Origin of the sequence: Desulfobacula sp., assembly GCF_014237455.1 — a bacterium.
Taxonomy (GTDB): Bacteria; Desulfobacterota; Desulfobacteria; order Desulfobacterales; family Desulfobacteraceae; genus Desulfobacula.
Genome location: NZ_JABZFL010000068.1, coordinates 59530 through 86076 on the forward strand (window position 1 = coordinate 59530; position 26547 = coordinate 86076).

The following is a 26547-nucleotide window of genomic DNA, read 5'->3' on the forward strand; positions in this document are numbered from 1 at the left end:
GGGTAGTACAGGATGCAAAAGAAAAACAAGTATTCAGGAGAATAAAAATGACAGACCCAATTGATGATAAGGCTGATGATACTGCCAGTGATAATAAAGGCGATAATGCGGAAGAATTGAGCTTTGCCGAGCTTTTTGAATCATATGATACAAAAATAAGTCATGAACTGAACCAGGGGGATAAAGTCGAGGGTGTGATTATCTCCATTGGTGATAAAAGCGTATATATTGATACGGGAACCAAAAGTGATGGTGTTGTGGGAAAAGCTGAGCTTTTGGATGAAAACGGTGAATTTCTGTATAAGGCCGGCGACAAAGTCACACTTTATGTGGTCTCATTAAGTGAGAGTGAAATTATATTGTCTAAAGCACTGTCCGGTGCGGGAAAAGCAACCATGCTCAAAGAGGCATCCCAAACCAGAACACCTGTTGAAGGCAAAGTCACCGGTGTGATTAAAGGGGGCTTCTCCGTGGACATTATGGGGAAAAGAGCGTTTTGTCCTGTAAGCCAGATAGATGTTAAATATGTGGAAAACCAGGAAGACTATATCGGGCAGACCCATCATTTTTTAATTACTCGATTTGAAGAAAGCGGAAGAAATATTGTTGTATCAAGGCGAGATTTGCTGAATGAAGAGATAAAAGAAAAACAAAAAGTTTTTTTTGAAAAAGTAAAAGAAGGAGATACGGTTCAGGGCACCGTCACCAAGTTGATGCCTTATGGTGCCTTTATTGAACTGATTCCGGGTGTTGAGGGGATGGCACATATTTCAGAACTGTCCTGGTCCCGTATCGAAAAGGCACAAGAGGTTATTCAACCGGGTGATGTGATAAATGTGAAAGTGCTGAAGATAGAACCCTCAAAGGAATCAGACACCTTTAAAATTTCCCTGTCAATGAAACAGACATCATCCAATCCATGGGACAGCATGGGAAGCGCTTTTAATACCGGTGATCAAGTATCCGGAAAAGTGGTCAGACTGACGTCTTTCGGGGCATTTGTGGAAATCGCACCGGGTGTGGACGGCCTGGTTCATATCAGTGAAATGAGTCATACCAGAAGAGTCCTCAGGCCCGAGGATGTGGTTCAGGCGGGTGACAGTGTCCAGGTGGTGATCAAGTCGATTGATATGGACAGCAAAAGGATCTCGTTGAGTATCAAGGATGCTTTGGGGGACCCCTGGACCGGTGCGTCGGTCAGATATGAAGTCAATTCAGTTGTAGAAGGGCGTTTGAAAAAAAGAGAAAAATTCGGTCTTTTTATAATTCTTGAGCCGGGTGTGACAGGGTTGATGCCGGCATCCAATATCAGCAATGCGGCAAACCCTTCGGATTTTGAAAAATTAAAACCGGGAAGTTCGGTTCAGGTGATGATCCAGGAGGTTGACGAGGATAAAAGAAGACTCACGCTGACATCGCCAGATCAAAAAGAGGGAGACAACTGGAAACAATTTGCAGGCAATGCAAAAACAAAGACATCCGGAACCATGGAAAGCCTGTTTCTGGAGGCCATGAAAAAGAAAAAGGACACAAAATGAATTTTACCGGATTCCCCAGACGAAAATACCTTCAGGGCCCAACCCCCATTGAATTTTTGCCTGCATTGAGCAAGGTTCTTGGTAATGAGACAAACCTCTATGTTAAACGGGACGACCTGCTTCCCGGTGCTGGGGGCGGTAATAAAACAAGAAAACTTGAGTTCTGCATTGCCGATGCCATGGAACAAGGTGCGGACACCATCATTACCTGCGGGGCGGTTCAGTCAAATCATGCCCGCCTTACTGCTGCATGGTCTGCCAAAGAAGGATTAGACTGCCATCTTATCCTTGAAGAGCGGGTCAAAGGATCATACAAGGAAGAGGCCAGCGGCAATAATTTTCTATTTGAACTGCTGGACGTCAAAAGTATTGGCGTTGTCGAAGGCGGTTCCGATATGATGGCTGAGATGAACAAAAAGGCCGGTGAACTTGCGGCAGCCGGTAAAAAACCCTATATCATTCCAGGGGGTGCCTCCAATACAATCGGCGCCACAGGATATGCGGTCTGTGCCGAAGAAACCATGACCCAGTTAAATGAGATGCGGTTAAAAATTGATCATATTGTTGTGCCTTCCGGTTCTGCCGGAACCCATGCAGGAATGGTGGTGGGTATGACCGGTGTGAACGGTAACATCCCCATCAACGGCGTAAACGTATCCAGAACTAAAGATGTTCAGGAAGAAATTGTTTACAAGCTGGCTGTAGATACCGCCGAAAGACTTGACGTAAAAACAGGGATTGAGCGTGACGATATTGTCTGCTTTGATCAGTATGTCGGGCCCGGTTATTCCCTTCCAACAGATGCCATGGTCGAAGCCGTAAAACTGTTTGCCAGAACTGAAGCGATTCTCCTTGACCCTGTGTATTCCGGTAAAGCTGCTGCAGGACTTATTGATTTTGTTCGCAACGGCCATTTTTCAAAAGGGTCAAATGTTCTGTTCCTTCACACCGGCGGATCTCCTGCATTGTACGCATATATGGATACCTTCAGACAGAAATAGATGACAGTGGAAAAAGAAAAAACAGTTGGGATTTTAGGGGGTATGGGCCCGGAAGCCACTGTGGATCTTATGCAGCGTATTATACGACTGACGCCGGCGTTGGATGATATTGATCATATCCGGTGTCTTGTGGATAACAATCCCAAGGTTCCTTCCAGAATAAAAGCCATTATTGAAGGAGAAGGAGAAGACCCGGGCCCGTGTATGGTGGATATGGCCCGTCGGCTTGAATCATGGGGGGCAGACTTCCTGGCGATTGCATGTAATACCGCTCACAATTATTATGATGCGGTTTCCAAAGCCGTTAAAATACCGGTGATTAACCTCATAGATCTTGTTGTTTTCCACGTAAAACAAACCAGGCCGGAGTGCAGTAAAATAGGCATACTTGCCTCCCCGGCGGTGCGCATGACAGGGTTGTATGACAACCGATTTCATTCGGCTGGAATAGAGGTTGTCTATCCAGGCCCTGTTTTTCAGGAAAGGCTTTTTAACGTCATTAAGGCGATTAAAACAGGGGACACATCTGTGGAAGTCGTCCAAACGTATAAAGGCATTTGTGAAAATCTTAATTCATCCGGTGTGGAGTCTGCCATCATCGCCTGCACAGAACTTAGCGTCATCACTTGTGATCTTCCCTTTGAAAGTATAGATTCCACTGAAATTCTGGCCCGGGAAATAGTTGATCTTGCCAAAGGGATAAAACAGTAAAAGCCGATCAGGCAAAATCACTGACGATGACAGGTTCTCCCCATAGTTTTTCAAACAACAGCGCTGTTTTTTCATGAATATTGCTGCTTAAAAATTTTGTATCTCCATCTTTAGTGTTCGATGTCAATAAATTATTTATATTGAGTTGCCTTGACGCCTCTGTTGCAACGGCTTGATACGTATTTATTATCTTTAACTCATTCCCCATTATTTCTCTTAATATTTTTGTCAGAAACGCAAAATGTGTACAGCCCATAACAATAGTATCCGCTCCTTTTTCTACCAACGGCATCACATATCTCTCTAGCATGCATCTAATTTCGTACCCCTCAAATTTATGAGTTTCCATTAGTTCCACCAGCCCTGGGCATGATTGTGTTTCAATGTGAGCTTCATCGGAAAATCGGTTGACTAAATTTCTAAATGATACGCTGTTTACTGTTTGTTCTGTAGCCAGTACGCCAATAGTACCGCTCTTACTTGCAGCCACGGCGGGTTTGATTCCCGGCTCAACCCCTATAATCGGGAGTGAGTAAGTGTTGCGCAGCATAGCAATGGCACTGACTGTAGCGGTATTACATGCGACAACGACTGCTTTGGCTTTCATGCCGATTAAGTGATCAATAATATAAGAGGATCGCATGGAAATAAACTTGTCAGATTTATCTCCATAAGGCGCATTTAATGAGTCCGCCATATAAACGATATCTTCATTCGGCAGTTCTTCCCTTATGCTTCGCGCAACCGATAGCCCGCCGACACCTGAGTCAAATATTCCTATAGGATTGTTATTCATTTCAAAATTTTCTTAGTACCTTTTTATGTTAACCGGATAGCATAAGCTGTCGGGAAAAGTGAAACATAATCAGGCACATAAGTCAACTAGGATTGCACACGGTGCTTTGTCCTAAAAGGTACTGAATTTTCCCGATCAATCTTACTGCAATTGCTGTGTTGTTTTTTCTTTACATTTGGCAAATGTAGTTATATAAGACAATGGACATTAATTAAGATATTTTGTTGGACTTATTTTATATTTTATATAAAATCTAAATAGTTGCACATATTTTAAGGTGGACATTTATGAAGACATTTGAAAAGACACACAATTGGATAAACTTCAGGCTTGACCTCCGAAAGGCTTCATATAAATTATGGGTGCAGCTTGGCGAAGCGCAATCAAAGTGCCGGCATATTTCCGGAGTACCTCTAATGCCAAGTGTTGCCGGAGAACTATATAAAGTTTTTTTAGCCAAGGGCGCTTTGGCAACCACAGCAATTGAAGGAAATACGTTGACAGAGGAAGAGGTAAAAAAACATCTGGATGGAGAATTAAAACTTCCCCCCTCAAAAGAGTATTTGAAAAATGAGGTAAACAATATCATTGAGGCATGTAATACTATTGGTAAAACTATCATTAGCACCGGAAACACCAAGCTGACACTAGATAAAATAAAACAATATAATGCCTGGGTATTAAACGATTTGCCACTGGATGAAGATGTTGAACCCGGAATAATAAGAAAACATAGTGTCGGGGTTGGAACATATATAGGAGCACCTGCAGAAGATTGCGAATATTTGCTTAAAAGATTGTGCGAATGGATAAACAAGGACTTCAATCCATCCGGGGACGAGGTAATTATATATGGAATTTTGAAAGCTATCATCTGCCATATATATATTGCGTGGATACATCCATTTGGAGACGGAAATGGACGAACAGCAAGATTGCTTGAGTTTGAAATGCTGCTTTCTTCCGGTGTGCCGGCCCCTTCAGCCCAACTATTAAGCAACCATTACAACCAGACTAGAACGGAATATTATAGACAGCTGGATGCGACTCACAAATCCGGCGGTGATATTTTCAAGTTTATTATGTATGCCCTCCAGGGATTTATTGATGGTCTTTTTGAACAATTAGACCTCATACAGGAGCAGCAGCTCCATGTTCATTGGCTGGATTATATCCATGATGTTTTCAGCGACAAAGACTCTGCTCCCGAAGTAAGGCGAAGAAGGTTTGCTGTGGATCTTTCAAATCTGGTTGACCCTGTGCCTGTAGCCAAAGCCAGACATATCTCACCTCGGATTGCTGAAGCATATGCCTCATTGACTGAAAAAACGGTAACAAGAGACATCAATGCATTAATAAAACTTGGTGTTGTAATTAAGACACCCCAAGGTATCGTTGCCAACAAAGGATTAATGCATGCCTTCCTTCCCCCAAAGGTTTCATGATTTTAAGTATTTCGGCTACATGATTCGCAAACACTTTATCCCATGTAAGTGAGTCTTTTAAATAAAGTGTCTTCTATGTTACGTCTTGAATCAATAACTGATAATACATAAACTTTCATATCTGTTATTTTAAACATAATTCTCCAAGGTGACACAATTAATTCTCGATACTGCATGATACCCTGGTCTCTGAGCTCTGGGACAATACGGCATCTTTCAGGCATAGTGTAAAGACTTGATGCTTTTTTTTTAATCTTTTGGAAAACTTGCAACGCATTTGCAGGGCTATCAGTTGCGATATGGTCAATTATATCCATTAAATCTTTTTCTGCAACACGAGCCCATACAATTTCATAAATTGGTGTCATTTATTTAAGCTTATCTTTTAGCGAGTTTTCGATTGCAGTGAACATTTCCTCTTGAGATTTAATTTTTCCATTTTTAAGATCTGATTCCCCCTGAGAAAGAGCCTTTAATATTCCTATTGTGTTACGCATGTTCTCATAACTTTCAGGATCTTGAAGAACAGCACGCGGTTTACCATTTTGGGTAATTATAACAGGGCGACGGGTATCATTTATTTGACTTAACAAATCTGCTGCTCTTGATTTTAAATATGTAATTGGTTTTATATCACTTGTAATATTCATAACCTCACCTCCAGTCTGAATATAATACCATATATAGACCGAATGTCAAAAATTATTTCATTTCAACCAGTTGCGAACGTTTGAAATGAATTATAAATGAGCTTTCAAAGTTTATATCTTATTGGGTTGTAAAAGGGGGTCATTTTTCGGTTGTAAATTCTAATTGTTAACCGGTTATAGGCCTCAACTAATTTATTAACGGAGTCTGATGAAATTTCCCAAAAACCTTGAAGCTCATAAAGGGTCTCGTCGCCGTAATTATCCGTAACTTCCATTGACTTTAATTTTCTTTCATCGAATTTGATATTAGTCTAATATTTTCCCAGCTTGTGTTTTCATCTATCACCAATTCGATTCCATATTCAGCTCTAACTGCGCCTAGTATTTGTCTAATCCAATCTATATAGGTCCATTCACATGGCTTTGGAGAATAAAGTGATTTCGTTTCTTCATTCCAATGGACCTCTGCAGCTGATCTATAGATATGATTGAATTCCATTTCTTCCGGATGAAGATGCAACCTTCCTTCATCATCAATTCGAATAATTTTAATTCTTTCTATTTTTCTTTCTTCTTTTTTCTTTTCATCAGTCCATGAGTCCACATATGTTGGAGACATTACAAAATTTTCACAATTGTTTAGTATGAACCGTGATAGTTCATAACGTTGATGAAACCCGTTTGAGGTAAGAACTCTATCCAAAGCTGCCCGTGCATGGAGAGAGTCAACATCCCTGTAAGAGATAACAACAAATGTTTGGGTCTGGGATATTGGCAATATATTTAAAGCAATCCTTAGTGCATCATCGTTCGCAACATGATTGTCGACAGAAAATAACGCACAAACTGCAATGGTTGGGTTCTCCAATTCAAAAACAAATGTGTTGTGGCAAATTTTGTCAAAATCTTTCTTTATATATGCCATGTCAAAGTCAGTTTTATATCTATAGGTTTCCCACGAAATCATCATTTTTTGAACAGCGATCATGCCTGCTTCACTTGGCACATCTTTTGGATCTAAACCAAGCTCTGTCTTTTTAATGTATGACGATTGAATTTTAACAGCTGCATCCATTGTTGCGTGCAATTCACGATGAACTGCTCTGTAGGCTAGGAGAAAAAGGTGTTGTTTATTTTTTAAATCAATAGCTTCGTCGTCTATTGGCTTGAAAATAGTGTTGTCATGGTCACTGCAAAGACCAGAAAATGTAGTGGCATTGTTCCTCCCTACGAGAGCATAGTCAACCTGAGCCCCTTTTTCTTTGTCAATTCGCAGATTGAACATTGTTACATGGCCATCTACAACTAGATTATCTAGAATTCTGGAGTTTTGGATTGAGTGTGCACGAATAGTTTTGTTTTCACAGGTCATCGAGAATTCAAGGCACCGATTGAACTCACTCTTGGCCGTTTTAAAAAATGAGGCCAACATTTCCTTTCTTTTCTCATCAGTCCATTCTGCTGACATAATATTTTCTTTGGTTGCCTAACTATTGTATTAAGCAGAAAAAAATCTGCGTATTAACCTTATATATTTTCTTTATATTATGATATTAAAGCATTTAATACAGTTTTTGGGCCAACTTTTAAAAATGAATATATTCCGACATATATATGTAAAGCTATAGTTAGCTATAGTGACCCCCGATGTCAAGACAAATCCTGTCCGGTCTTAATCGTCGGTTTCGGATGAGTTCTCCTATTACATTTTCCTTTAGCTGCTTTCACAATTTTCCTGAGAATTCATCTGAAAAACCTTATGTTTCCAGTGGAGGCCTGCTCAGCTTGCAACGAGCGGATTGTCTGCGATTTTTGCTCATGACCTGCAGGTTATAAAAGCTCAAAAGGCCTGGAATGTTGAAACGGCGGATTGTTTGAGGACATACCTGCCCGCAGTTTCCGCCGTTAAATGGAAGGCCTTTTACGTGTGACCTTCAGGTTAGAACTTTAAAAAATCGTTCAGGCACTAGCGAGTGTAAGGTGAACAGGCCGGAACGGGTATGGATGAAGTGCTTTTTTAAACTTTCAAATATCTTTGGCTATAGTTTATAATTTCAGGAATATTTTTTAATAAAATTACCAATCTGTTCAATAGCCTGTCTTCCCTCTGAAAGATATCTGGCAAAATAATGCCATACATGAAACATTCCTTTCCAGATTTCCAGTTGGACTGTTGCGCCCGCATCTATCAGCTTTTTTGACAGGATTTTTGAATCGTCAACCAGGACTTCATTTTCACCCGCTTGGATCAGGACGGGAGAGATCCCTGTAAAATTATTGTTGACCGGGGATATCAGGGGATCAGACAAGTCTTTATCCGTATAAAGACGGGCGGTTTTTTTTAAGATGTGTTGACTGAGCATGGGGTCTTTTTCCCGGTTTTCAACATGGGAGTTGTTTTTGCATTCAAGGTCAATCCAGGGTGAGATCAATACAGAGCATACCGGCAAAGGGCCTCCGTCCGTCAGGAGCCCGGATAAAAGGGCAAGGGCAAGGCCGGCTCCTGCGGAATCTGCGACAAGGTTTATTTTGTGCGAATCCTGAAAATTATCCGTCACCCATTGATATACCTCCCTTACATCCGTCAACCCATCTGGAAAAGGATGTTCAGGGGCCAGCCTGTAGTTGAAAATCAAAACTTTTGCATCAGAAGCAATCGCTATTCGTGATGCAAGATCCCTGTGGGAATTTATTGAGCCGGCAATATATCCTCCCCCATGGATATATATGATGATTCGTTTTTTATTATGATGTAAAGGCAACAGCCATTGAGCTTCAATGGCTTTGATTCGAAACGGCTCAGCTTTGATGGATTTATTCGGTTTAAAGGCAATAGCGCTTTTTTCAAGAAGTTTTCTGTAGGACTCAATACCGACTGATTCAAAGGTAGGCCGTGATTTTAGATGTCTGAAAATAGCTGATAATATATGCGATGTCATTTTACTCATAAAAAAAACCATATTGTTTATTCATTTAAAAAAAGGTATCACAGTTTGGCGCGAAACCAAATATTTTTTATGGGGAATACAGGGGAATGGAAAAAAAACTTTTTATCACTGATTTTGACAGAACATTATTAACAGATGACAAAACCATCTCCCATGAAGACATCAAAACCCTTGAGATGTTAAGACTAAGAAAAATAGTGACGGCTATTGCAACCGGACGGTCCGCATATTCATTTGAGAAAGCGTTGAAGGATATTGGCATGGCTGACGGGGATAATTTTTTACCGGTAGATTATGTCATATTCTCGACTGGTGCCGGTATCATGGAATTCCCAGGCGGCAGGGTGATATTTCAAAAAGCCGTGCCGTCCTCGGATATTGGAAAGATAACAAACTATCTGGACCTTCGAAAGGTTGACTATATGGTGCATAAGTCCATACCTGATACAAGACATTTTTTATATAAATCCCATGGAAATCATAATCCTGATTTCCAGGCCCGGCTGGCGCTCTACAAAGAGTATGCAGTGCCCCTGAAGGACGGGCATCCCCATTACGACTCAGCCACTGAAGTATTGGCCATTATACCGGGTGGGGCGGATATGGATGCCATAGAAACAATAAAAAAGGATTTATCCGGTTTCAGTGTGATCCATGCGACCTCCCCGCTTGATCATCTATCATCATGGATAGAGGTCTTTGATAAAGATGTATCTAAAGCCAGGGCAGCCTCCTGGCTTGTTAAAAGGCTTGGTGTAAACCGGAAAAATGTTATTTCAGTGGGAAATGATTATAATGACCAGGACCTTTTATCCTGGTCAGGAAAAGGATTTGTCGTGGGAAATGCGCCGGCGTTATTAAGGCAAGTCTTTAAGACTGTGTCTTCCAACAATCGGTGCGGTGTGTCAGGCGCTGCAAAAGAATCAGGATGGATATCAAAGTCCTGAAATTAGTTGTTTCATATCTCTGACAGCCTGTTCCATGCCCGTTAATATGGCTCTTGCAACAATACTGTGTCCGATGCTGAATTCGCTGATTTCGGCAAGCCCCTTAAAGGCTTTAATCGTATTATAACAGATACCGTGGCCGGCGTTTACCTCAAGTTTCAGCTTGGTTCCGATTTTTGCTGCGTCAACGATTCTAAAAAATTCTCTCTGTTTCTGGGCGGCTGTGGGTGCATCGCAAAAAGCACCCGTATGAATTTCGATCATGTCGGCATCAATTTTATGGGCAACTTTAATCTGATCAAGATCCGGATCAATAAAAATGCAGACAGCAATTCCGCCATTTTTTAAAGTTGTGACGGCTTCCCTGATATGGTTTTCATGGGTGATCAGATCCAGTCCTCCCTCTGTGGTCAATTCTTTTTTTGTCTCGGGAACAAGGGTGACGCACTCCGGTTTGATATCCAGTGCAATCCCTAACATTTCACTGGTAGCGGCCATTTCCAGTATGAGTTTTGATTGTACGATTTTTTTTAACAGCCTGACATCCCTCTCATTTATATGGCGGCGGTCTTCTCTTAAATGAACAACAATTCCGTCAGCCCCTGCTGTCTCGGCAGCAACAGCCGCCGCAACCGGTTCCGGATAGTTGATTCCCCGGGCTTCCCTTAACGTCGCCACATGATCTACATTTACAGCAAGTTTGGCCATTTGTTTTACTCCTTCGTTATTTAAAATATATTCAACTCTTTATTGGTTTCAATTTTTCTTAACAGCTCAAGGCTTTTGTCTTCCATCTTCCGCGCATCTGACGGACTTGCTTCATGATCAAATCCCATTAAATGCAGAATGCCGTGGATCAGAAGCTGGGACATCCTTTCATCCAGGCTGATGTTTGCCTTATCCGCCTCTTGTTGAGCGGTTTCACAGGAGATGACAACATCCCCTAAAAGGCCTGGTGTTATATCCGCAAATTGGCCTTCCTGCATGGGAAATGCCAGAACATTTGTCGGTTTGTCTATCCCTCGGTATGTCTTGTTGAGCTGTTGAACCTGATCATTATTCGTCATCACAATGGATATTTCATGGGCATCACAACCCAAGGCGTTTAAGATCTGTTTTGTCTTTTGACGGATGGTTTCCGTTGGCATTTTCTTTTTTTGCTGATTGTCGATCAGTATTTTTAGATATTCCATTTTTTTCTTTTTTCTTTTCCTGATTTTTCCCCGGGGATTTATCCGGGTATTCTATCCGGCTGTGGTAAATGCTGGTTAAAATATTATTAAAGCTTTTCGCAATCTGGTGAAGATCTTTTAGTGTCATTTCGCATTCTTCCAGTTGTCCGTCGGCAAAAATGTCGTTAACCAGTTCTTTAACCCGCCCCTGGATTCTCGCAGCTGTCGGCCGGTCTAATGCTCTGATAGCCGCTTCAACAACATCCGCCAGCATGACAATACCGGCTTCTCTTGTCTGAGGTTTAGGCCCCGGATATCTGAAATTCTCTTCTTTTACCGTGTCATTTCCGCTTTTTAAGCTTTTTTGATAAAAATATTTGATCAGGGAGGTGCCATGATGTTGAATGATTCCTTCAATAATTTCCTTCCCAAGCTTGTGTTTTTTAGCCAGTTCAACACCCTTTTTCACATGTCCGATTAAAACAAGGGCTGACATGGAAGGGGAGAGCTTGTCATGCCTGTTTTTACCGTCTGCCTGATTCTCGATAAAGTATAATGTTTTACCCAGCTTTCCGATATCATGGTAATATCCCATTACTTTTGCCTTAAGGGTGCTGGCACCTATGGCTGATGCAGCAGCTTCCGCCAGGGTGGCAACAATAATGCTGTGATTATACGTCCCCGGGGCTTCAATCATCAGTTTTTTAATCAGGGGCTGATCAAGGTTTGAAAATTCCAGAAGCGTTGAGTCTGTTGTATAATTAAAAATAAACTCAATTAGTGGTGTGAATCCGATGGTAAAGGTGGCTGCAAAAAGACCGCCGCAAAAAGCAAGGGCCATTTCTTTTGCAAGAATGGTAACATCGGGCTGGGAAAGGGAATAGAATCCAAGGGAAAGTGCCAGAACCGCATTGAATGCCGCAAGCTTGAAACCGGCGATGATAAAGTTTTTCCTCTCTTGCCGCTCTTTGACCCAATAGGCAGCTGTAATACTTGATAAAAAGAAGAAGATAAAGACCTCAAAACTGCCTGAAAATGCAAGGCTTGTCAGCAGAGAGAGGATAACGGTGAAGAAAACGGCAATATCAAACCCCAGGAACAGACAGGTCAGCATGGCCGCTGCCGGGATGGGGATAATCATGAAAAATGATAGAGAGGCGAAATCCCACATAACTTCAGGATTTGCCGACTGGGCAATATAGGTTGAAAACTTGGCAAAGGTGAGATACAGGATAAGCCCTAAGGATAGAAAGAGGATATGCTTATTATGAGACGGTTGTAATTTTTTGTGGTCTTTTAAGAAGAGGAGATAAACCACCAGGATGGATAAAAAAGTGATTAAGGAAATCCCTGTGCTGGAAATGAAAATATCCTTTTCTTCTGCCTGGTCCTGAAGGGCAACAAGCTTTACCTGCTGTACCTTGTCTACCCGTTCGCCTTCCCTTAAAATCATTTCACCGGCTTTGATTTTATACAGAATCGGTTTGATTTGGGCTTCAGCTTCCCGGATCCTTTTTTCCGTTTCATTTTTATTTAAGGTAATATTGGGCTGCAGTAATTTTTGGCACAAGTCAACGATCAGGTTGGAAAGAGTGTAGTTGATATCTTTTAATAGGGGTTGACCTTCGATTCGAACCATGGCTTTTGCCTGATCCGGACCATAAAAGACTTTCAAATTATTGACAGTCCTCTCTTCTCTGGAGCCTATGGTTCGAAGAATAATTCCCTTGTGCGCTTCCTTTAGTAAAATTTCTTTATTTGCTACAATTCCGTTTATAAGAACTTTGCCAATAATGGTTTTAATCTTCAGCGTAATGTCAGAAGAAAATTGATATTTGTAAAAAATAGAATAAGCGCCCTTGCTGATTTCAATTCCCAGTTTTTCTTCAAATTCGGGTTTGGCAGCCAATACAATAGCAAATGTCGGATCCGGTTCTATGGTCTGCTCGTCTGCTTTCTTGAACAGTTCCCGGGGAATTTTCATTGCAGCATCAATGTTGGAAGAGATCTTTTTAAGCAGGTCGGCATCAAAATCGTATATAATTTTAACTGATTCTTTTACTTCATTTTTTTTAATATTTGTGGCTTCTTTATCTTCAACAAAGAAATTTTTGGGCGCTTTGATATCCCTTTTTGCCACATCCCCGATACGATAAGAATAGGATGTTTTACTCTGTTTAGGGTAATGCGCAACGGTAAAGAGTACCGTGATAATGCTCAGTAACATCCACAACACATAAGGTGATGTCGAAAGAAATTCTTTTATCTGGTTGAGATTATTTCCGTTTTTGTTTTTTTTCATAGGCGTCTATAATGCTTGATACAAGTTTGTGCCGGACAACATCATCCTTTGAAAAATAAATAAATTCAAGCCCTTTTATATGGGTTAAGATTTTTTTGGCTTCAATCAGACCGGATTTTTTCCCGGACGGCAGGTCTACTTGCGTGATGTCCCCTGTGACAATGACTTTTGATCCATACCCGATACGGGTTAAAAACATTTTCATCTGTTCTGATGTTGTATTCTGTGCTTCATCCAGGATAATAAAAGCATTGTTTAATGTTCTGCCCCGCATAAAGGCAAGAGGGGCAATTTCAATGGTATTCTGTTCAATGAGTGTTTTTGCTTTTTCAAAGTCCATCATGTCATAAAGAGCATCATATAAAGGGCGCAGGTATGGGTTGATCTTCTGGGCCAGATCTCCGGGTAAAAATCCCAGGGTTTCTCCTGCTTCAACAGCAGGCCTTGTCAATACAATTCTTTTAACTTCCCCTTTTGAGAATGCGGCCATTGCCATGGCCATGGCAAGATAGGTTTTCCCTGTCCCGGCAGGGCCGATGGAAATAAGAATATCATTTTTATGGATTACTTCGACATATTTTTGCTGGGCAGGATTCCTGGGGGTGATGGCTTTGTTTCTAATCGTTTTAAATACCGTGGTCGAAAAGATATCTTTTAAATGAGAATTATTATTGTTTTTTATGGTATTGATTGCTGCATCAATATCTGCTTCCCCAAAGGAGAAGTTGTCTTCTAAAAGATGATAAAGCTGGTGGATCAGTTTTTCAGCAAGATTTACATCATGGGGCTTGCCACTAACCAGTAACGTGTTGCCCCGGGTGTTGATTGTAACTTTAAATGCCTCACAGATTTTGTCCAGATTGTTGTTATGATGTCCAAAAAGTTCCCTGGTAAGCACCAAGTTTTCAAACGTAATGTTTTTCATGGTGTATAGGGTGCATTTTATTTGCTTAAAGGTCAATAAAAATCTTGACTAAAAAAGGGGTTAACTGTTATTGAAAAAGCGCTTTTAATCAAAGCAAAAAGGAGGAATATGAACGCTTTTGATATTGCTGTGATTGTTATTATTTCATTTTGTTTGATCCGGGGGCTCTTTAGAGGATTAATCGGAGAAGTGTCAGGAACAATCGGTGTTGTGGCCGGTTTTTACGGTGCTTATACCTACTATCCTCTGATCACGCCGTATGCTGAAAAATGGATTGAAAATCCCGGAATCAGAAATCTTACGGCTTTTTTCCTTCTTTTTTGCGCCATTTTAGTCATTGTCAGTCTTATTTCCATATTGATCCGTAAAGTTTTAAAGCTTGTTTTTCTGGGGTGGGTTGATCGGATCTTCGGTCTTGTTTTCGGTGCTGCCAAAGGGGTATTGGTTGTTTCAGTTCTTTTTATTATGATCACAACCTTTCTTCCCAAAAGTTCAACTATTTTAACGGATTCAAAATTTTCTCCTTATGTTGCAGAAGTATCCAAAGCCATGACAGTGTTCGTTTCCCAAAATACCAGAAAAGATTTTCTAAAAAAGCTGGAAGGAATCCTTTAAGATTTGGAAACAATAGACAAATTGTTTAATATTATTCGAACATTAAGAAGTGAAAACGGGTGTTCCTGGGATAGGAAACAGACGCCTGAAACCCTGTGGAAATGCCTTGCAGAAGAAGTGTATGAACTTCAAGAGGCTATGGCAAAGCAAGACCTGCAAAATATCTGTGAGGAATTGGGGGACATCCTGTTTCAGCTTATTTTTATCGTGGAGATTTTTCAGGAAAGAGAGGAGTTCACCCTTTCAGATGTGGTGGGCCATGTGGCCCAAAAAATGATTCGCCGCCATCCTCATGTATACGAAGATGCCAGGATATTAACCCAGGAAGAATTGAACCGGCAGTGGGAGACAATCAAAGCCCTGGAAAAGAAGGAAAATGGACAGAAAAGAGAATCTGTACTGGATTCGGTTCCCAAGGGAATGCCATCGTTGATTCGCGCGCTAAAAGTATCTAAATGTGTCGTAAAAGAAGGGTTTGACTGGGATAATATCCATGAAGTACTGGATGCTGCCAAAGAAGAAATTAATGAATTTGAAGCAGCCTTAAAATCCGGGAATCAAACCGAGGCGAGTATGGAATTCGGGGATATTTTGTTTACCCTTGTCAATGTGGCAAGATTTGCAGAATTTCATCCGGAAACAGCGCTTGCCGGTTCAACTGCCAAGTTTGAGGGCAGATTCAGGTTGATGGAAAACGAATTAAAGGAGAAACAGGTCAAGCTTAAAGACCTTTCAAAGAATCAAAAAGACCTGCTTTGGGCCCGGGCAAAACAATCCTATGATAAATAATTTTGATGACGTCGTAAAAAGCCCCATCTACTGCGTTGCATCGGTGATACTTTTTACGACGACATCTATCAACCTTAGATTTTTTTAATCGTCAAAGTCTCCCACAGGACCCTTATCGGAAGTGATATTTAAAGCTTTTTCCATTATTTTCTCTTTTGTCCACTCATTTTTGGATTCAATTTTTTCAGCCTTGAAACCCGGATCATGGGATCTGTTCTTTAAGATTTCATCAATCACTATTTGGGCTGTATCTGTGGTATTGAATACATTGGTCAACAGACCATATACGAATTCTTCGACATTCTCTGCCATCCTGTCCCGGATTTCTTTTGGCTGGGCCAGCAATTTGTTTTCAAAGGGAAGGTTCAGTTTTTTAAAGTTGCCGCCTTTTAAATCATTTGCTTTTGTATAGGCAAGCATTTGAGACCACAGATCTTCTGAAGCGCCTCTGCCTTTTTGCTTGATGAAGTTACCGTCGTCAAGAATAGCGTTTCCATAATCATTGACCTTTAGGCCCCAGGAGATCATTTGAAGGGCAGTTGCCACATTGGCTTTGGTTGTCCGGGTTGTTGAGGCTATCTTCCGAAGTCTTTCCGAGTTGTTACCGGAGGTGCCGTGCTGGGCACCGGAAATTTTATATTTGGAAAGGGCCTCATGGATCTGAGCGGTCAGCTCGACAATGATGCCTGTATCGCTTGCCTCAATGCCATGGGTTGTCCCATTATTTAAGGCAATCCAGTTGGGGAAAATATTGTGGGCATTGAGTCCCTGGATGAGAAAGAGGGCTTCCTGAGAAGTTGAGAGCCCTAATTTTCCTTTTATTTCACCCACCTCTGTTTCAAGACCTGCCCAGTCAGGAATATACGGGCATAATTCAATATTTGCCAAAAGATTCTGGTCGTCCGGCATATGAGAGGCATCAATGGCAATGGAAGTAATACCCGCATCAAATAATGACACAATTTCTTTTTTCGCAGGCTCAACGTCCTCAGGTTTTTTAATACCGAAATGATCCGCATGGATAGCAACGGGAATAGTAATGCCAAGCTCGTTCATAAAGGCATCTGTCTGCCGGGCAATATTCCACAAATTCACCGCACAATAGGCGCCTGTTCCTCCTTCAGATCTGGCAATTTCAATCATAATCGCGGCATTGGCGCGTTGAGCGGCCGCAAGAGCACCCTTGATGACAAAAGAGTTTCGTCCGTTGGCGGCAATAGTCATGCAGTTTCTCTTGAGCGACATGGCCTGATCAATATATTTTCCAGTGACAAGAAGCGCTTTGGAGTTTGGAAAAAGTTTTTTCACATTAGGGGGTCTGCCAAGGTCAAGAGCGGTTTCAAAGTCTGAAGAGTAGTTTAGTGATTTTATCATATCCCTCTCCCTGATTTTCTTGGATTGTTTTTAAATATTGAGTATTTTTTACACGAAAAGGGTTTAAAATCAAGACATATTGAATAATGAATTTATATTCATAGCCCTTTATTATTAAAAATATAGAACTACTTTTAAAACAAAGAACAATGTTTATTCATAACTATCTGTAAAATAACAAAAAATTAATTTTTCGGATAAATTTTATAATAATGATTAACTGCTTGACATTTATAAAAATCTTTTGTTAGATAATGAACCTTTATTCATTTATATTAAGGAAGGATGATATAAGTTTGCAGAAAAACAAATCGGAAAAATATAATAAAATACTGAACAGTGCCGGTGCCGTGTTCGCAAAATTTGGATTTTACAAGGCAACCATATCACAAATAGCAGCACAGGCAGGTGTGGCGGATGGGACATTATATTTATATTTTAAAAATAAAGATGACATTCTTTATCAGTTCATCAGTTTCAAAACCAATGTTGTGTTTAAAGAAATGCATATTGCTGTCAAAAAGGGTCGAAATGCCGAAGAAAAGTTACGGTATTTGATTCGATGTCATCTTACAGAATTTCAAAATGATAGAAATATGGCAATTATTTTTCAGTCAGAAGTAAGATATTTAAGGGATATTGAATCTCAAATCAAAGACATATCAAAAATGTATCTGGATCTATTGTCAGATATTATTGAGCAGGGGCAGATTGAAGGTTCCATGCGTCAGGACCTTTTCGTCGGTCTTGTTAAACGGTTTATCCTTGGTGCAGTGGAAGGCGTTATCAGTACCTGGGTGTCTGCCGATGGCAGATATGATCTGGTGTCAATGGCAGATCCCCTGGTAGATCTTTATCTGACAGGGCTCAAAGGCCAATAAATACCACTTAGTATTTGAAGAATATAAATTTGTTGAATACGGCTTTTTACTTGACGTGTTCTTCCATGTTTATTAAATCTTGCTGAGTTTTTATTTATAAGGTTAAGAAATATTTGGGAGGTAAAGAAGTATGACTTCAATAATTGGTCCAGCAAGTTTTAAATTTTTCGGGATATTTCCCGCAGTAATATTGTCATTTGTTTTGCCTGTCATCGGGATAGGACTGTTTGCATATATAATGGCCAGGCGGGTTGCCCCTCTTGTGAGGGCAAACCCTGATAGCCGGTTTGATCAAATCGGCAAGCGTGTCAAGAATCTTATCATTGTCTGGCTAGGGCAGATCAGGCAGCCAAGATATATGCTGGCAGGTGTGCTGCATATTTTCATATTTGCCGGTTTTTTAATTCTGTCCATCCGCTCTACATCTCTTGTTATTGTTGGTTTTTCAGATGGATTTGTATTACCCGGGTTTGGGGGGCCTTTAGGCAGTATTTATAATTTTATTAAAGATTATGCCGCAACCTTTGTACTCATCGCCTGTATCATCGCCGCTGTCAGAAGGGGGATCTTTAAGCCCAAGCGATATGCCGTGCCGGAAAATTACGGAAAGGATCATACCGCAGAAGCTGTTTTTGTATTGGGTATTATTGCAACCCTCATGATTTCAGAAAGTCTTTTTGAGGCATCTGAGCTTGCCTATGAATTTCAGCATACAGGGATAGAACATTTTCTGGCGCCCCTTTCTCTGGTATGGATTTTTAAAGGTATCCTCTCCTCAGCATCCCCAAATATTCTCCAGGGACTTCATATTTTTACCTATTTTGTTCATGATTTAACTTTTTTCTTTTTCCTGTGTTTTTTACCCATGGGAAAACATTTCCACGTGATTACATCTATCTTCAATGTGTTTTTCATGCGGGTGGAAAAAGGCAAAATCAAACCGGTAATGCATGGGGTTTCCGATGACAAGCTGGATGATCTTGAATCCTTTGGTGTGAAGAAACTTGAAGATTTCACCTGGAAGCATATGCTGGATTTTTATTCGTGTGCCGATTGCGGCAGGTGTTCTGATCAATGCCCGGCAAACGCAGCGGGTCGTCCATTGTCTCCCAGGTTTATTACCATTAAGGCAAGGGATTTAATATTTAAAAATTATCCGATGTCAGGAGAAATTTATAAAAGCAACTTATTGGTAGAAGATATCTATACGGAAGACGAAATCTGGTCCTGCACCACCTGTGGCGCTTGTGAAGAAGAGTGCCCCCTGGGGATTGAATATATTGATAAAATTGTTGATCTGCGCCGGGGTATGGTGGACGAAGGCATGGTGCCCCAGTCCCTGCAAAAACCCTTGAAGGCCCTTGAAAAAAGGGGTAATCCTTACGGAAAAATGGAGAAAAAACGGGCAGACTGGGCAAAGGATAAAGAATTTAAGGCAAGCTATCAGATTAAAGATCTTGCCAAGGAAAAAGCAGACACTCTCTATTTTGTAGACAGTATTACATCCTATGATGATGAAATTCAGGATATCGCAAGACGAACGTCCATTATCCTTGAAAAAGCAGGGGTTGATTTTGGAATTCTGGGTAAGCTGGAAAAGGACAGCGGGAATGAAGTCATCCGGTTTGGCGAGGAAATGCTGTACCAGGATTTAAAAGAGCAAAATATTGAGGCCATCAAGGAAAGTGGTGTAAAACAGATTGTGACAGCAGACCCTCATGCCTATAATGCATTGAAAAATGATTACAGCAACCTTCCTTCTGTTAAACATATCAGCCAGGTAGTTGCCCAAAAAATAACAACGGGCGAGCTTGATCTTAAACCCTGCCTGAATCCTGACAAGGTCTATGTATATCATGACCCCTGCTATCTGGGGCGGCATAATGGTATTTATGAGGATCCAAGACAGGCGCTTGATGCCATTGACGGGTTAACCAGGGTCGAGCTTGAAAAGAGCCGTGATCGATCATTCTGTTGCGGTGGTGGCGGGTTGATGCTTTTCTATGAACCGGAAGAAGAAATAAGAATGGGTGTTTTAAGAGTCAATATGGCTGCTGAGGCCGGAGCAAATGTCATTGTAACTGCCTGTCCTTTCTGCCTGGTCAATATCCAGGATGCGATCAAGGTCGCAGGAAAAGAAGGAGAGATGGAAGCTCTGGATTTCACAGAACTCATTGAGCAGCATCTTGAATAAATAAATGAGTTATAGGTTTCGTGCTAAAGAACCTGTGACAGATAATTGATTTAAAGGAGGCAATAATGGAGATTTTGGTATGTGTCAAGAGAGTACCGGATACTGCTGAGAATGAATTTGAACTCAACAGTGCCGGAAATGATCTTGATCGTGATGATCTGGTTTATTCAGTGAACGAATGGGATAATTATGCGGTTGAAGAAGCGATCCAGATTGTTGATAAAGCCGGTGGGAGTGTGACGGTTATCACTGTTGGTGATGATGAATCAGAAGAAGTGTTAAGGCGTGAGATGGCAATGGGTGCCAATAATGGTATCCTCCTCTCTGACGATGCGTTTGAAGGATCTGATGGGTTGGGAGTTGCGGCTATCCTTAAGGCAGAAATCCAAAAAGGCAATTACGATCTGATACTGTCAGGTGCCCAGGCAGATGAAGGAGCAGGGCAGGTGGGCGGAATGCTTGCTGCAATGCTGGATATGCCCTATGCATCCCTGGTGAATAAAATTGAGGCCGGTGATGGTAAAATAACAGTGGGAAGAGAGATTGAGGGCGGAAACCAGGAAATGAATGAAATGGACCTTCCTTGCGTTCTTTCTATCCAGACCGGTATTAATGAGCCTCGTTATGTGGGTATCCGTGGTATCAGAAAAGTTGCCAGTGTTGATATTCCTGTTAAAGGAGCGTCTGATCTTGGTCTTGATGCGGTTAATGTCGGAGAAGCCGGCGCAAAAACAAAGCGGGTGGATTATTTTGTACCGGATATGGGTGATGGTGCTGAGATGCTTGAAGGCTCCACCGATGAGATCATTGAAAAGCTGATTGAGAAGCTTAAAGCAAATGGAGGGCTTTAAATCATGACACAAATTTTCGCATATATCCCATTTATAAATGGTGTTGCTGCAGACGTGGCATTGGAATACCCGTCAGCCGCTAAAAAAATTGATGAGGGTGCCTCTTTAACTGCTGTTGTAGCTGGATCAGGAGCAGATCTGGATAAAGTGGCCAACGAGATGACGTCCATTTATTCACAAGTGATTAAAATTGATAACGCCGACCTGGCTTATCCAAACGCAGAAGTTGTCAGGAAAGCGCTGGTCAATATTCTTCCGACCGATGCTGTTTTTCTAACGGCTCACGATACGTTTGGGATGGACCTGGCTCCAGGTCTTTCCGTAAAAATGGATTCAGCTTACGCCGCTGATATGGTTGACTTTGAAGGGATAGATGGAACAACCTTGAAAGCAGTTCGCCAGGAACTTGGCGGGGCTGTGAGTACCCATGTGGCCGTTGATATATCTTCCGGGGCCGTTATGACTGTCCGGCCCGGATCTTTTGCTCCAGTTGACGGCGGGTCAGCCGGCGGGTCAGTGGTTGATAAATCCGGTGATGCCGGTGATCTTTCCACAAAAAGAAAATTCCTTGAAATTGTTGCGGCAGAAGTGGGTGATGTTGACATTACTAAATCTGATGTTCTCGTGTCTGTTGGCCGCGGTATTGAGGATGAAGAAAATATTGAAATTGCCCAGGAACTTGCTGAAGCAATGAATGCGGTTGTCTCCTGCTCAAGACCGATTGTTGATGCCAAATGGCTTGAGAAATCACGACAGGTTGGAACGTCCGGCCAGACGGTTAAGCCAAAAGTATACATGGCCATGGGGATTTCAGGTTCCTTCCAGCATATGGGCGGTGTAAAGGGCAATCCGTTTATCGTTGCTGTTAACAAGAACCCCAAAGCACCGATTTTCCAGGTTGCTGATGTCGGTATTGTTGAAGATATCCTCGATTTTATCCCTGAGCTTACTGAAGCAATTAATGATCTTTAAGATTATTTAAAGATATTTTTTAAAAAGGGGCCTGAATTTTTGAGTAAGGCCCCTTTTTATTTTTTCTGTCTTTTTACCAAAGTCGAATCCTATATTTCCACAGAGCTATCTGAAAATTAGTTTGCCTTGCACCACAATCTATATTATTGTGATTTTTATTGAAATTGGATAGAACAGTAAACGCATTCCGGTGATTTGATGATTGGGAATTATGCGGGCTATGGCAAATGTATTGTATGTATCTATTTTAATTTTGTAATAAAAAGTCTCAGCCAAAAATAATTTTTCGTATGGGCTTTTTTATCGGATAAAATTATGAAATTTAAAGCAACAGAAGAAAAACTGAAAATACTTTCTTATATGGTGGAGCAATCAACAGAAGGAATGGCTCTTGCTGATTTAAAAGGAAATATTATATTTTCCAACATGGCGTGGTGCAAAATGCATGGTTATGAGAGCCCCAAGGACTGTTCAGGTAAGAGCTTAGAAATTTTTCACAATAAAGAGCGACTCGAGAATGATGTAATTCCCTTTAATAAAGAAGTAAAAAAACAAGGGACATACAGTGGAGAAGTCGGACATATCACAAAAGAGGGAAAAATATTTCCAATCTTAATGACAACAACACTTTTGAAAGACCCCAAAGGGAATCCATTTGCTTTGGCTGGAATAGCAAAAGACATCACTGAGCAGGTGAAAACCGAGAATGAACTACGGGCAAGCAAAGAAAAATACCGTTTGATATCAGAAAATACGGGTGATTGTATTTGGCAGATGACGCTGGATTTGGAATTTACTTATATCAATCAGGCAGTTTTCCCTCTTTTCGGATATACACCGGAAGACTGGATAGGAAGCAAACTATCCGACCATTGTTCATCAAAAGAAATGGAAAAAATGTTGGCAATAATTTTAGATGGTTTTGCTGACTTGCCTGACAAAACGACCGAAATTTTTGAAACAAGTATTTATCATAAAAACGGTGAAGAAATCCCCTGCGAAATAACCGGTAAAATAATATTGGACGATGCAGAAAATCCTATATATATTCAAGGGAGCACCCGGGATATCACGGAACGTAAGAAAGCGGAAAAAGATCTGAAGGAAAGTAAAGAAAAACTGTCACAAGCCGTTCAGGGCAATTCGATCCCAACCCTTATCATTGACACCGACCACATCATCACACACTGGAACCATGCCTGCGAAAAATTGACGGGTTTTCTTGAGGCTGAAATGGTGGGCACAAAAAAACAATGGCAGGTTTGCTATGATCAAGAAAGACCGATTTTAGCTGATTTTATAGTGGATGGCGCATCAGATGAAGTGATCAACAGATACTATAAGAGAAAATATCATAAATCCATTCTGGTTGAAGGGGCATACGAAAGCGAACAATTTTTTTCTGATTTCGGGGAAAAAGGTAAATGGATTTTTTCTTCCGCATCTCCGTTGAGAGACCCCAACGGAAATATCATGGGTGCCATAGAAACTTTCCAGGATATTACTGAGCGAAAGAGTACGGAAGCCCAACTCCGGCAGGCTCAAAAAATGGAAACCATCGGCACCCTTGCCGGCGGAATCGCCCACGATTTCAATAACATTCTTTTCCCGATTTTAGGCCATGCAGATATGTTATTAATGGACATCCCTGAAGACAGCCCGTTTCGAAATGGTGTGAACGAGATTTATACCAGTGCCCTGAGAGCCAAGGATCTGGTAAAACAGATCCTCACCTTCTCCCGCCAGGATGCCACCGAGTTGATCCTGATGAAGATGCAGCCGATTGTCAAGGAAGCATTAAACCTGATCCGGTCGACCATCCCTACAACCATTGACATCAAACAGGATATCGAATCTGACTGTGGTGCGATCAAAGCGGCTCCCACCCAACTTCATCAGATTGTAATGAACCTTACTACCAATGCCTATCATGCAATGGAGGATGCCGGCGGTGAACTGAGCGTCAGTCTCAAAGAAATTGATCTGGGTGAGTATGATGTAATAAGTCCTGATATGCTACCCGGTGCTTATGCTTGTTTAACTGTAGCTGATACAGGCGTAGGCATGGATAAAAATGTGACAGAAAAAATTTTTGATCCGTTCTTTACTACCAAAGAACCAGGCAAGGGTACGGGCATGGGACTCTCTGTTGTCCACGGCATTGTGAAAAGTCTGGGGGGAGCTGTCCAGGTATACAGCGAGCCTGGTAAAGGGACAAAATTCCATGTTTATTTCCCAGTGGAAAAGAGTTCTTTTGAAAAACAGAGTATCCAGACTAAAGAACCCGTCCGGGGTGGAACAGAGCGAATTCTGCTGGTGGATGATGAAGATGTAATTGTTACAATGGAGAAACAGATATTAGAGCGTTTGGGGTATCAAGTTACTTCACGTACCAGCAGCCTTGAAGCTCTTGAAGCGTTTCGGGCTAACCCTGACAGGTTTGACCTGGTCATCACGGATATGGCAATGCCGAATATGGCCGGAGACAAACTATCGGTTGAATTGATCAAAATACGTTCCGATATTCCCGTATTACTTTGCACCGGGTTCAGTGAAACCATATCTGAAGAAAAGGCGACATCTCTGGGCATTAAGGGATTTATATTGAAACCGATTGTGGCGCAGGATCTTGCTAAAAAAATTCGTGAAATATTGGATAATAAGTCTGAAAAAACAAATTAATGCCCCTGTTCGGTTTGGGATCGGAGCTTGATTCAGGGCATTCAAGGTATTACCATGAGAGAATATTTTAAATGGAAACCGGAGGCTATTTGTAAATCAGGTACCCAACCCCGGGAGGCAAGAATGAGAAAAATATTTATTCTGATGCTGTTAGCTGGTGTTTTCCTGAACGTCCTTGTTGTTTCGGCCGAGTCTGTGCCGACTGCAGATCGCAATTTAATTTTTACCGACGGTACGGCTGAGGTGATTGGTAAAAATGATTCTGTCAGGATTTTCATTGCTGTTGTTACCGAAGGACAGAGTCTGGAAATGGTCAGTGCTGCAAACATGGATATCACAGGTAAAGTTCTTTTGGCCGTCAAGTCGTTGAATATTAAAGGTCTTACACTCAAGACCATGGATTACCGCGTAATACCTCAAAGGGATTACAAAGCAAAACCGCCTGAAATTAAGGGATATGAAGTGCACAATGGTGTTGCAGTGATCCTTGAAGGGTTTGCACCGGATCAATTATCTATGCATGCTTCCACAGTTGTCGCAAAAGCACTGGAAAATGGTGCCAACAATATTCATAGTATTAATTTTTACATTAAAGATAAAACGCTTCTGGAAAACAAAGCCCTTGCCCGTGCCACCCGGCAGGCGATAACCCGGGCTGAAACGCTGGCCAAAGCCGCCGGTGTAAAGTTAAAACGGATTGTTTCCTTGAGCACCTATCCGGCTCACAAGCCGCCTGTACCAAATATGTTTCGTTCCGCCGGTATACAGGTAAAAACTGAGGCAATGGCACCACCCATGGAGTCGGGGGAAAGTCGAATTCGTGTCCAGGTCAGCCTTGTCTATGAAATTGAGTGATATGCGGACAACCGTAGAACACAATAGTATTTATAGTGATTTTTCATTTAGGGTTTTGCCTGTAATTGGAAAACGGGTCTTCAGGATGGGTATTGCCGGCAACTACGGAATAGATTCTTCTGATGTCGAATGGGCCGCGGACCAGGGAGCTAATTACTGGGTATGGGGTGCTGGGTTTAAAAAGGTTACAGCAGGGATTAAGGAAGTAATCAGAAAGAATAGAGAGAAGAATGTGGTGTCTTCGCTTGGCTGGGGATTTTTTGGCTGGCAGGTGCGCCAAAGTATTGAAAAAGCGTTGCGAAAATTAAATACTGATTACTTGGATATTTTCAAACTCGGGTGGCTGGGGCGGACATCAACTGATAGTCGGGGTGTTGTCGATTCATTGTTGAAACTTAAACAGGAAGGTAAAATTAAGGCTATTGGAGCCAGCATCCATGACAGGAAACGGGCCGGGAAATTGGCCCTGGACTCAGAACTCGATCTGCTGATGATCCGCTATAACGCCAAACACACTGGAGCAGAAGAGGATGTTTTCCCGTATTTAAAAAAACGGACTCCTTGTGTTGTCAGTTATACAGCGCTGGCCTGGCAGCAGTTAATCAACCCTGTGAAAGATATTGAAATGGCTCCCTGGCCGACTAGCAAAGAAGGGGTTAAAATACCGCCTCTGACACCTGAACTCTGCTATAGATTTGTTTTGTCAAATCCTCACATTCACCTGGTCCTGACCGGTCCAAAAAACAGGGAGCAGCTGAGGATGAATTTTCGAGCGATACAGCAGGGGGCTTTGACTCCGGAGGAACTGGACTGGATTCGACAATATGGAAAACTAATCAAAGCTAAGAAAAAATTTGATTACATTTAAGAAATAAAGGGCCTCTTAGCTTGCCAAACTG

Annotated in this window: 24 protein-coding genes; 14 read left to right on the plus strand and 10 right to left on the minus strand. The window is 41.5% G+C overall.

Features of this window, described 5'->3' with window-relative positions; all coding sequences use genetic code 11:
* Positions 1 to 47 precede the first annotated feature (47 nt).
* Genes HGJ91_RS10080 through HGJ91_RS10090 form a run of 3 tightly spaced genes read left to right on the plus strand, consistent with a single transcriptional unit; the run spans position 48 to position 3250 of the window.
* The gene (locus HGJ91_RS10080; RefSeq protein WP_291347616.1) at positions 48 to 1538 is read left to right on the plus strand and encodes a 30S ribosomal protein S1; all 1491 of its coding nucleotides are present in this window, start codon (positions 48 to 50) and stop codon (positions 1536 to 1538) included.
* Entirely contained in the window at positions 1535 to 2539 is a 1005-nt protein-coding gene (locus HGJ91_RS10085) for a D-cysteine desulfhydrase (protein ID WP_291347617.1), read from the plus strand. The genes HGJ91_RS10080 and HGJ91_RS10085 overlap by 4 nt, the downstream gene beginning before the upstream one ends.
* A complete protein-coding gene (locus HGJ91_RS10090) occupies positions 2540 to 3250 on the plus strand; it encodes an amino acid racemase (protein WP_291347618.1) in 711 nt (236 codons plus the stop codon).
* Positions 3251 to 3257: 7 nt separating this feature from the next.
* Here HGJ91_RS10090 and murI read toward each other — a convergent pair whose 3' ends face one another.
* On the minus strand, positions 3258 to 4046 hold the full coding sequence (gene murI, locus HGJ91_RS10095; RefSeq protein WP_291347619.1) for a glutamate racemase: 789 nt from the start codon (positions 4044 to 4046) through the stop codon (positions 3258 to 3260).
* Between the two features lie 287 nt (positions 4047 to 4333).
* Between murI and HGJ91_RS10100 the strand changes: the two genes are divergently transcribed.
* Positions 4334 to 5491 (plus strand): Fic family protein, encoded by a 1158-nt coding sequence (locus tag HGJ91_RS10100; protein WP_291347620.1) that lies wholly within the window; start codon positions 4334 to 4336, stop codon positions 5489 to 5491.
* Between the two features lie 35 nt (positions 5492 to 5526).
* On the opposite strand, the gene HGJ91_RS10105 is transcribed toward HGJ91_RS10100, so the two are convergent.
* The 4 genes from HGJ91_RS10105 to HGJ91_RS10120 form a co-directional block, all read right to left on the minus strand.
* On the minus strand, positions 5527 to 5859 hold the full coding sequence (locus tag HGJ91_RS10105; protein WP_291347621.1) for a type II toxin-antitoxin system RelE/ParE family toxin: 333 nt from the start codon (positions 5857 to 5859) through the stop codon (positions 5527 to 5529).
* Positions 5860 to 6141, minus strand: coding sequence for a type II toxin-antitoxin system Phd/YefM family antitoxin (locus tag HGJ91_RS10110; protein ID WP_291347622.1), 282 nt, complete (start codon positions 6139 to 6141; stop codon positions 5860 to 5862).
* Positions 6142 to 6421: 280 nt separating this feature from the next.
* A complete protein-coding gene (locus tag HGJ91_RS10115; protein WP_291347623.1) occupies positions 6422 to 7609 on the minus strand; it encodes a hypothetical protein in 1188 nt (395 codons plus the stop codon).
* 586 nt (positions 7610 to 8195) lie between these two features.
* Complete coding sequence (locus HGJ91_RS10120; RefSeq protein WP_291347624.1) at positions 8196 to 9089, minus strand: alpha/beta hydrolase; 894 nt, start codon at positions 9087 to 9089, stop codon at positions 8196 to 8198.
* Between the two features lie 86 nt (positions 9090 to 9175).
* Between HGJ91_RS10120 and HGJ91_RS10125 the strand changes: the two genes are divergently transcribed.
* Positions 9176 to 10036, plus strand: coding sequence for an HAD family hydrolase (locus HGJ91_RS10125; protein ID WP_291347625.1), 861 nt, complete (start codon positions 9176 to 9178; stop codon positions 10034 to 10036).
* Here HGJ91_RS10125 and HGJ91_RS10130 read toward each other — a convergent pair.
* Genes HGJ91_RS10130 through HGJ91_RS10145 form a run of 4 tightly spaced genes read right to left on the minus strand, consistent with a single transcriptional unit; the run spans position 10025 to position 14435 of the window.
* Positions 10025 to 10744, minus strand: a complete 720-nt coding sequence (locus tag HGJ91_RS10130; protein WP_291347626.1) for a pyridoxine 5'-phosphate synthase — start codon at positions 10742 to 10744, stop codon at positions 10025 to 10027. The genes HGJ91_RS10125 and HGJ91_RS10130 overlap by 12 nt on opposite strands.
* 20 nt (positions 10745 to 10764) lie before the next feature.
* Positions 10765 to 11184 carry an rRNA maturation RNase YbeY gene (ybeY, locus tag HGJ91_RS10135; protein ID WP_291347627.1) on the minus strand — a complete coding sequence of 140 codons (420 nt, stop codon included), beginning with the start codon at positions 11182 to 11184 and terminating at the stop codon, positions 10765 to 10767.
* Positions 11126 to 13510, minus strand: a complete 2385-nt coding sequence (locus tag HGJ91_RS10140) for an HDIG domain-containing metalloprotein (RefSeq protein ID WP_291347628.1) — start codon at positions 13508 to 13510, stop codon at positions 11126 to 11128. Before HGJ91_RS10140 ends, ybeY begins: the two co-directional genes overlap by 59 nt.
* Complete coding sequence (locus HGJ91_RS10145) at positions 13485 to 14435, minus strand: PhoH family protein (RefSeq protein ID WP_291347629.1); 951 nt, start codon at positions 14433 to 14435, stop codon at positions 13485 to 13487. The genes HGJ91_RS10140 and HGJ91_RS10145 overlap by 26 nt, the downstream gene beginning before the upstream one ends.
* 108 nt (positions 14436 to 14543) lie before the next feature.
* Here HGJ91_RS10145 and HGJ91_RS10150 point away from each other — a divergent pair, with 108 nt between their 5' ends.
* On the plus strand, positions 14544 to 15050 hold the full coding sequence (locus HGJ91_RS10150) for a CvpA family protein (RefSeq protein ID WP_291347630.1): 507 nt from the start codon (positions 14544 to 14546) through the stop codon (positions 15048 to 15050).
* Positions 15051 to 15053: 3 nt separating this feature from the next.
* Positions 15054 to 15839, plus strand: coding sequence for a nucleoside triphosphate pyrophosphohydrolase (gene mazG / locus HGJ91_RS10155; RefSeq protein ID WP_291347631.1), 786 nt, complete (start codon positions 15054 to 15056; stop codon positions 15837 to 15839).
* 84 nt (positions 15840 to 15923) lie between these two features.
* Here mazG and HGJ91_RS10160 read toward each other — a convergent pair whose 3' ends face one another.
* Positions 15924 to 17213, minus strand: a complete 1290-nt coding sequence (locus HGJ91_RS10160; protein ID WP_291347632.1) for a class II fructose-bisphosphate aldolase — start codon at positions 17211 to 17213, stop codon at positions 15924 to 15926.
* Positions 17214 to 17509: 296 nt separating this feature from the next.
* Between HGJ91_RS10160 and HGJ91_RS10165 the strand changes: the two genes are divergently transcribed.
* The 7 genes from HGJ91_RS10165 to HGJ91_RS10195 all read left to right on the plus strand — a co-directional run bounded on the left by HGJ91_RS10165 (position 17510) and on the right by HGJ91_RS10195 (position 26516).
* A complete protein-coding gene (locus tag HGJ91_RS10165; RefSeq protein ID WP_291347633.1) occupies positions 17510 to 18094 on the plus strand; it encodes a TetR/AcrR family transcriptional regulator in 585 nt (194 codons plus the stop codon).
* A gap of 130 nt (positions 18095 to 18224) precedes the next feature.
* A complete protein-coding gene (locus HGJ91_RS10170; RefSeq protein ID WP_291347634.1) occupies positions 18225 to 20288 on the plus strand; it encodes a (Fe-S)-binding protein in 2064 nt (687 codons plus the stop codon).
* Positions 20289 to 20353: 65 nt separating this feature from the next.
* Positions 20354 to 21139, plus strand: coding sequence for an electron transfer flavoprotein subunit beta/FixA family protein (locus tag HGJ91_RS10175; RefSeq protein WP_291347635.1), 786 nt, complete (start codon positions 20354 to 20356; stop codon positions 21137 to 21139).
* A 3-nt stretch (positions 21140 to 21142) separates the two neighbouring features.
* On the plus strand, positions 21143 to 22111 hold the full coding sequence (locus HGJ91_RS10180) for an electron transfer flavoprotein subunit alpha/FixB family protein (protein ID WP_291347636.1): 969 nt from the start codon (positions 21143 to 21145) through the stop codon (positions 22109 to 22111).
* A 315-nt stretch (positions 22112 to 22426) separates the two neighbouring features.
* Positions 22427 to 24793 carry a PAS domain-containing sensor histidine kinase gene (locus tag HGJ91_RS10185; protein WP_291347637.1) on the plus strand — a complete coding sequence of 789 codons (2367 nt, stop codon included), beginning with the start codon at positions 22427 to 22429 and terminating at the stop codon, positions 24791 to 24793.
* Positions 24794 to 24916: 123 nt separating this feature from the next.
* Positions 24917 to 25648, plus strand: coding sequence for an SIMPL domain-containing protein (locus tag HGJ91_RS10190; protein ID WP_291347638.1), 732 nt, complete (start codon positions 24917 to 24919; stop codon positions 25646 to 25648).
* Positions 25635 to 26516, plus strand: coding sequence for an aldo/keto reductase (locus HGJ91_RS10195; protein WP_291347640.1), 882 nt, complete (start codon positions 25635 to 25637; stop codon positions 26514 to 26516). The genes HGJ91_RS10190 and HGJ91_RS10195 overlap by 14 nt, the downstream gene beginning before the upstream one ends.
* Positions 26517 to 26547: the final 31 nt, after the last annotated feature.

Bases quoted from the DNA above. Each gene is read 5' to 3' on its own strand.
- HGJ91_RS10080 (WP_291347616.1), top strand. From the start codon at position 48: ATGACAGACCCAATTGATGATAAGGCTGATGATACTGCCAGTGATAAT.
- HGJ91_RS10085 (WP_291347617.1), top strand. From the start codon at position 1,535: ATGAATTTTACCGGATTCCCCAGACGAAAATACCTTCAGGGCCCAACC.
- HGJ91_RS10090 (WP_291347618.1), top strand. From the start codon at position 2,540: ATGACAGTGGAAAAAGAAAAAACAGTTGGGATTTTAGGGGGTATGGGC.
- murI (WP_291347619.1), bottom strand. From the start codon at position 4,046: ATGAATAACAATCCTATAGGAATATTTGACTCAGGTGTCGGCGGGCTA.
- HGJ91_RS10100 (WP_291347620.1), top strand. From the start codon at position 4,334: ATGAAGACATTTGAAAAGACACACAATTGGATAAACTTCAGGCTTGAC.
- HGJ91_RS10105 (WP_291347621.1), bottom strand. From the start codon at position 5,859: ATGACACCAATTTATGAAATTGTATGGGCTCGTGTTGCAGAAAAAGAT.
- HGJ91_RS10110 (WP_291347622.1), bottom strand. From the start codon at position 6,141: ATGAATATTACAAGTGATATAAAACCAATTACATATTTAAAATCAAGA.
- HGJ91_RS10115 (WP_291347623.1), bottom strand. From the start codon at position 7,609: ATGTCAGCAGAATGGACTGATGAGAAAAGAAAGGAAATGTTGGCCTCA.
- HGJ91_RS10120 (WP_291347624.1), bottom strand. From the start codon at position 9,089: ATGAGTAAAATGACATCGCATATATTATCAGCTATTTTCAGACATCTA.
- HGJ91_RS10125 (WP_291347625.1), top strand. From the start codon at position 9,176: ATGGAAAAAAAACTTTTTATCACTGATTTTGACAGAACATTATTAACA.
- HGJ91_RS10130 (WP_291347626.1), bottom strand. From the start codon at position 10,744: ATGGCCAAACTTGCTGTAAATGTAGATCATGTGGCGACGTTAAGGGAA.
- ybeY (WP_291347627.1), bottom strand. From the start codon at position 11,184: ATGCCAACGGAAACCATCCGTCAAAAGACAAAACAGATCTTAAACGCC.
- HGJ91_RS10140 (WP_291347628.1), bottom strand. From the start codon at position 13,510: ATGAAAAAAAACAAAAACGGAAATAATCTCAACCAGATAAAAGAATTT.
- HGJ91_RS10145 (WP_291347629.1), bottom strand. From the start codon at position 14,435: ATGAAAAACATTACGTTTGAAAACTTGGTGCTTACCAGGGAACTTTTT.
- HGJ91_RS10150 (WP_291347630.1), top strand. From the start codon at position 14,544: ATGAACGCTTTTGATATTGCTGTGATTGTTATTATTTCATTTTGTTTG.
- HGJ91_RS10160 (WP_291347632.1), bottom strand. From the start codon at position 17,213: ATGATAAAATCACTAAACTACTCTTCAGACTTTGAAACCGCTCTTGAC.
- HGJ91_RS10170 (WP_291347634.1), top strand. From the start codon at position 18,225: ATGACTTCAATAATTGGTCCAGCAAGTTTTAAATTTTTCGGGATATTT.
- HGJ91_RS10175 (WP_291347635.1), top strand. From the start codon at position 20,354: ATGGAGATTTTGGTATGTGTCAAGAGAGTACCGGATACTGCTGAGAAT.
- HGJ91_RS10180 (WP_291347636.1), top strand. From the start codon at position 21,143: ATGACACAAATTTTCGCATATATCCCATTTATAAATGGTGTTGCTGCA.
- HGJ91_RS10185 (WP_291347637.1), top strand. From the start codon at position 22,427: ATGAAATTTAAAGCAACAGAAGAAAAACTGAAAATACTTTCTTATATG.
- HGJ91_RS10190 (WP_291347638.1), top strand. From the start codon at position 24,917: ATGAGAAAAATATTTATTCTGATGCTGTTAGCTGGTGTTTTCCTGAAC.
- HGJ91_RS10195 (WP_291347640.1), top strand. From the start codon at position 25,635: ATGAAATTGAGTGATATGCGGACAACCGTAGAACACAATAGTATTTAT.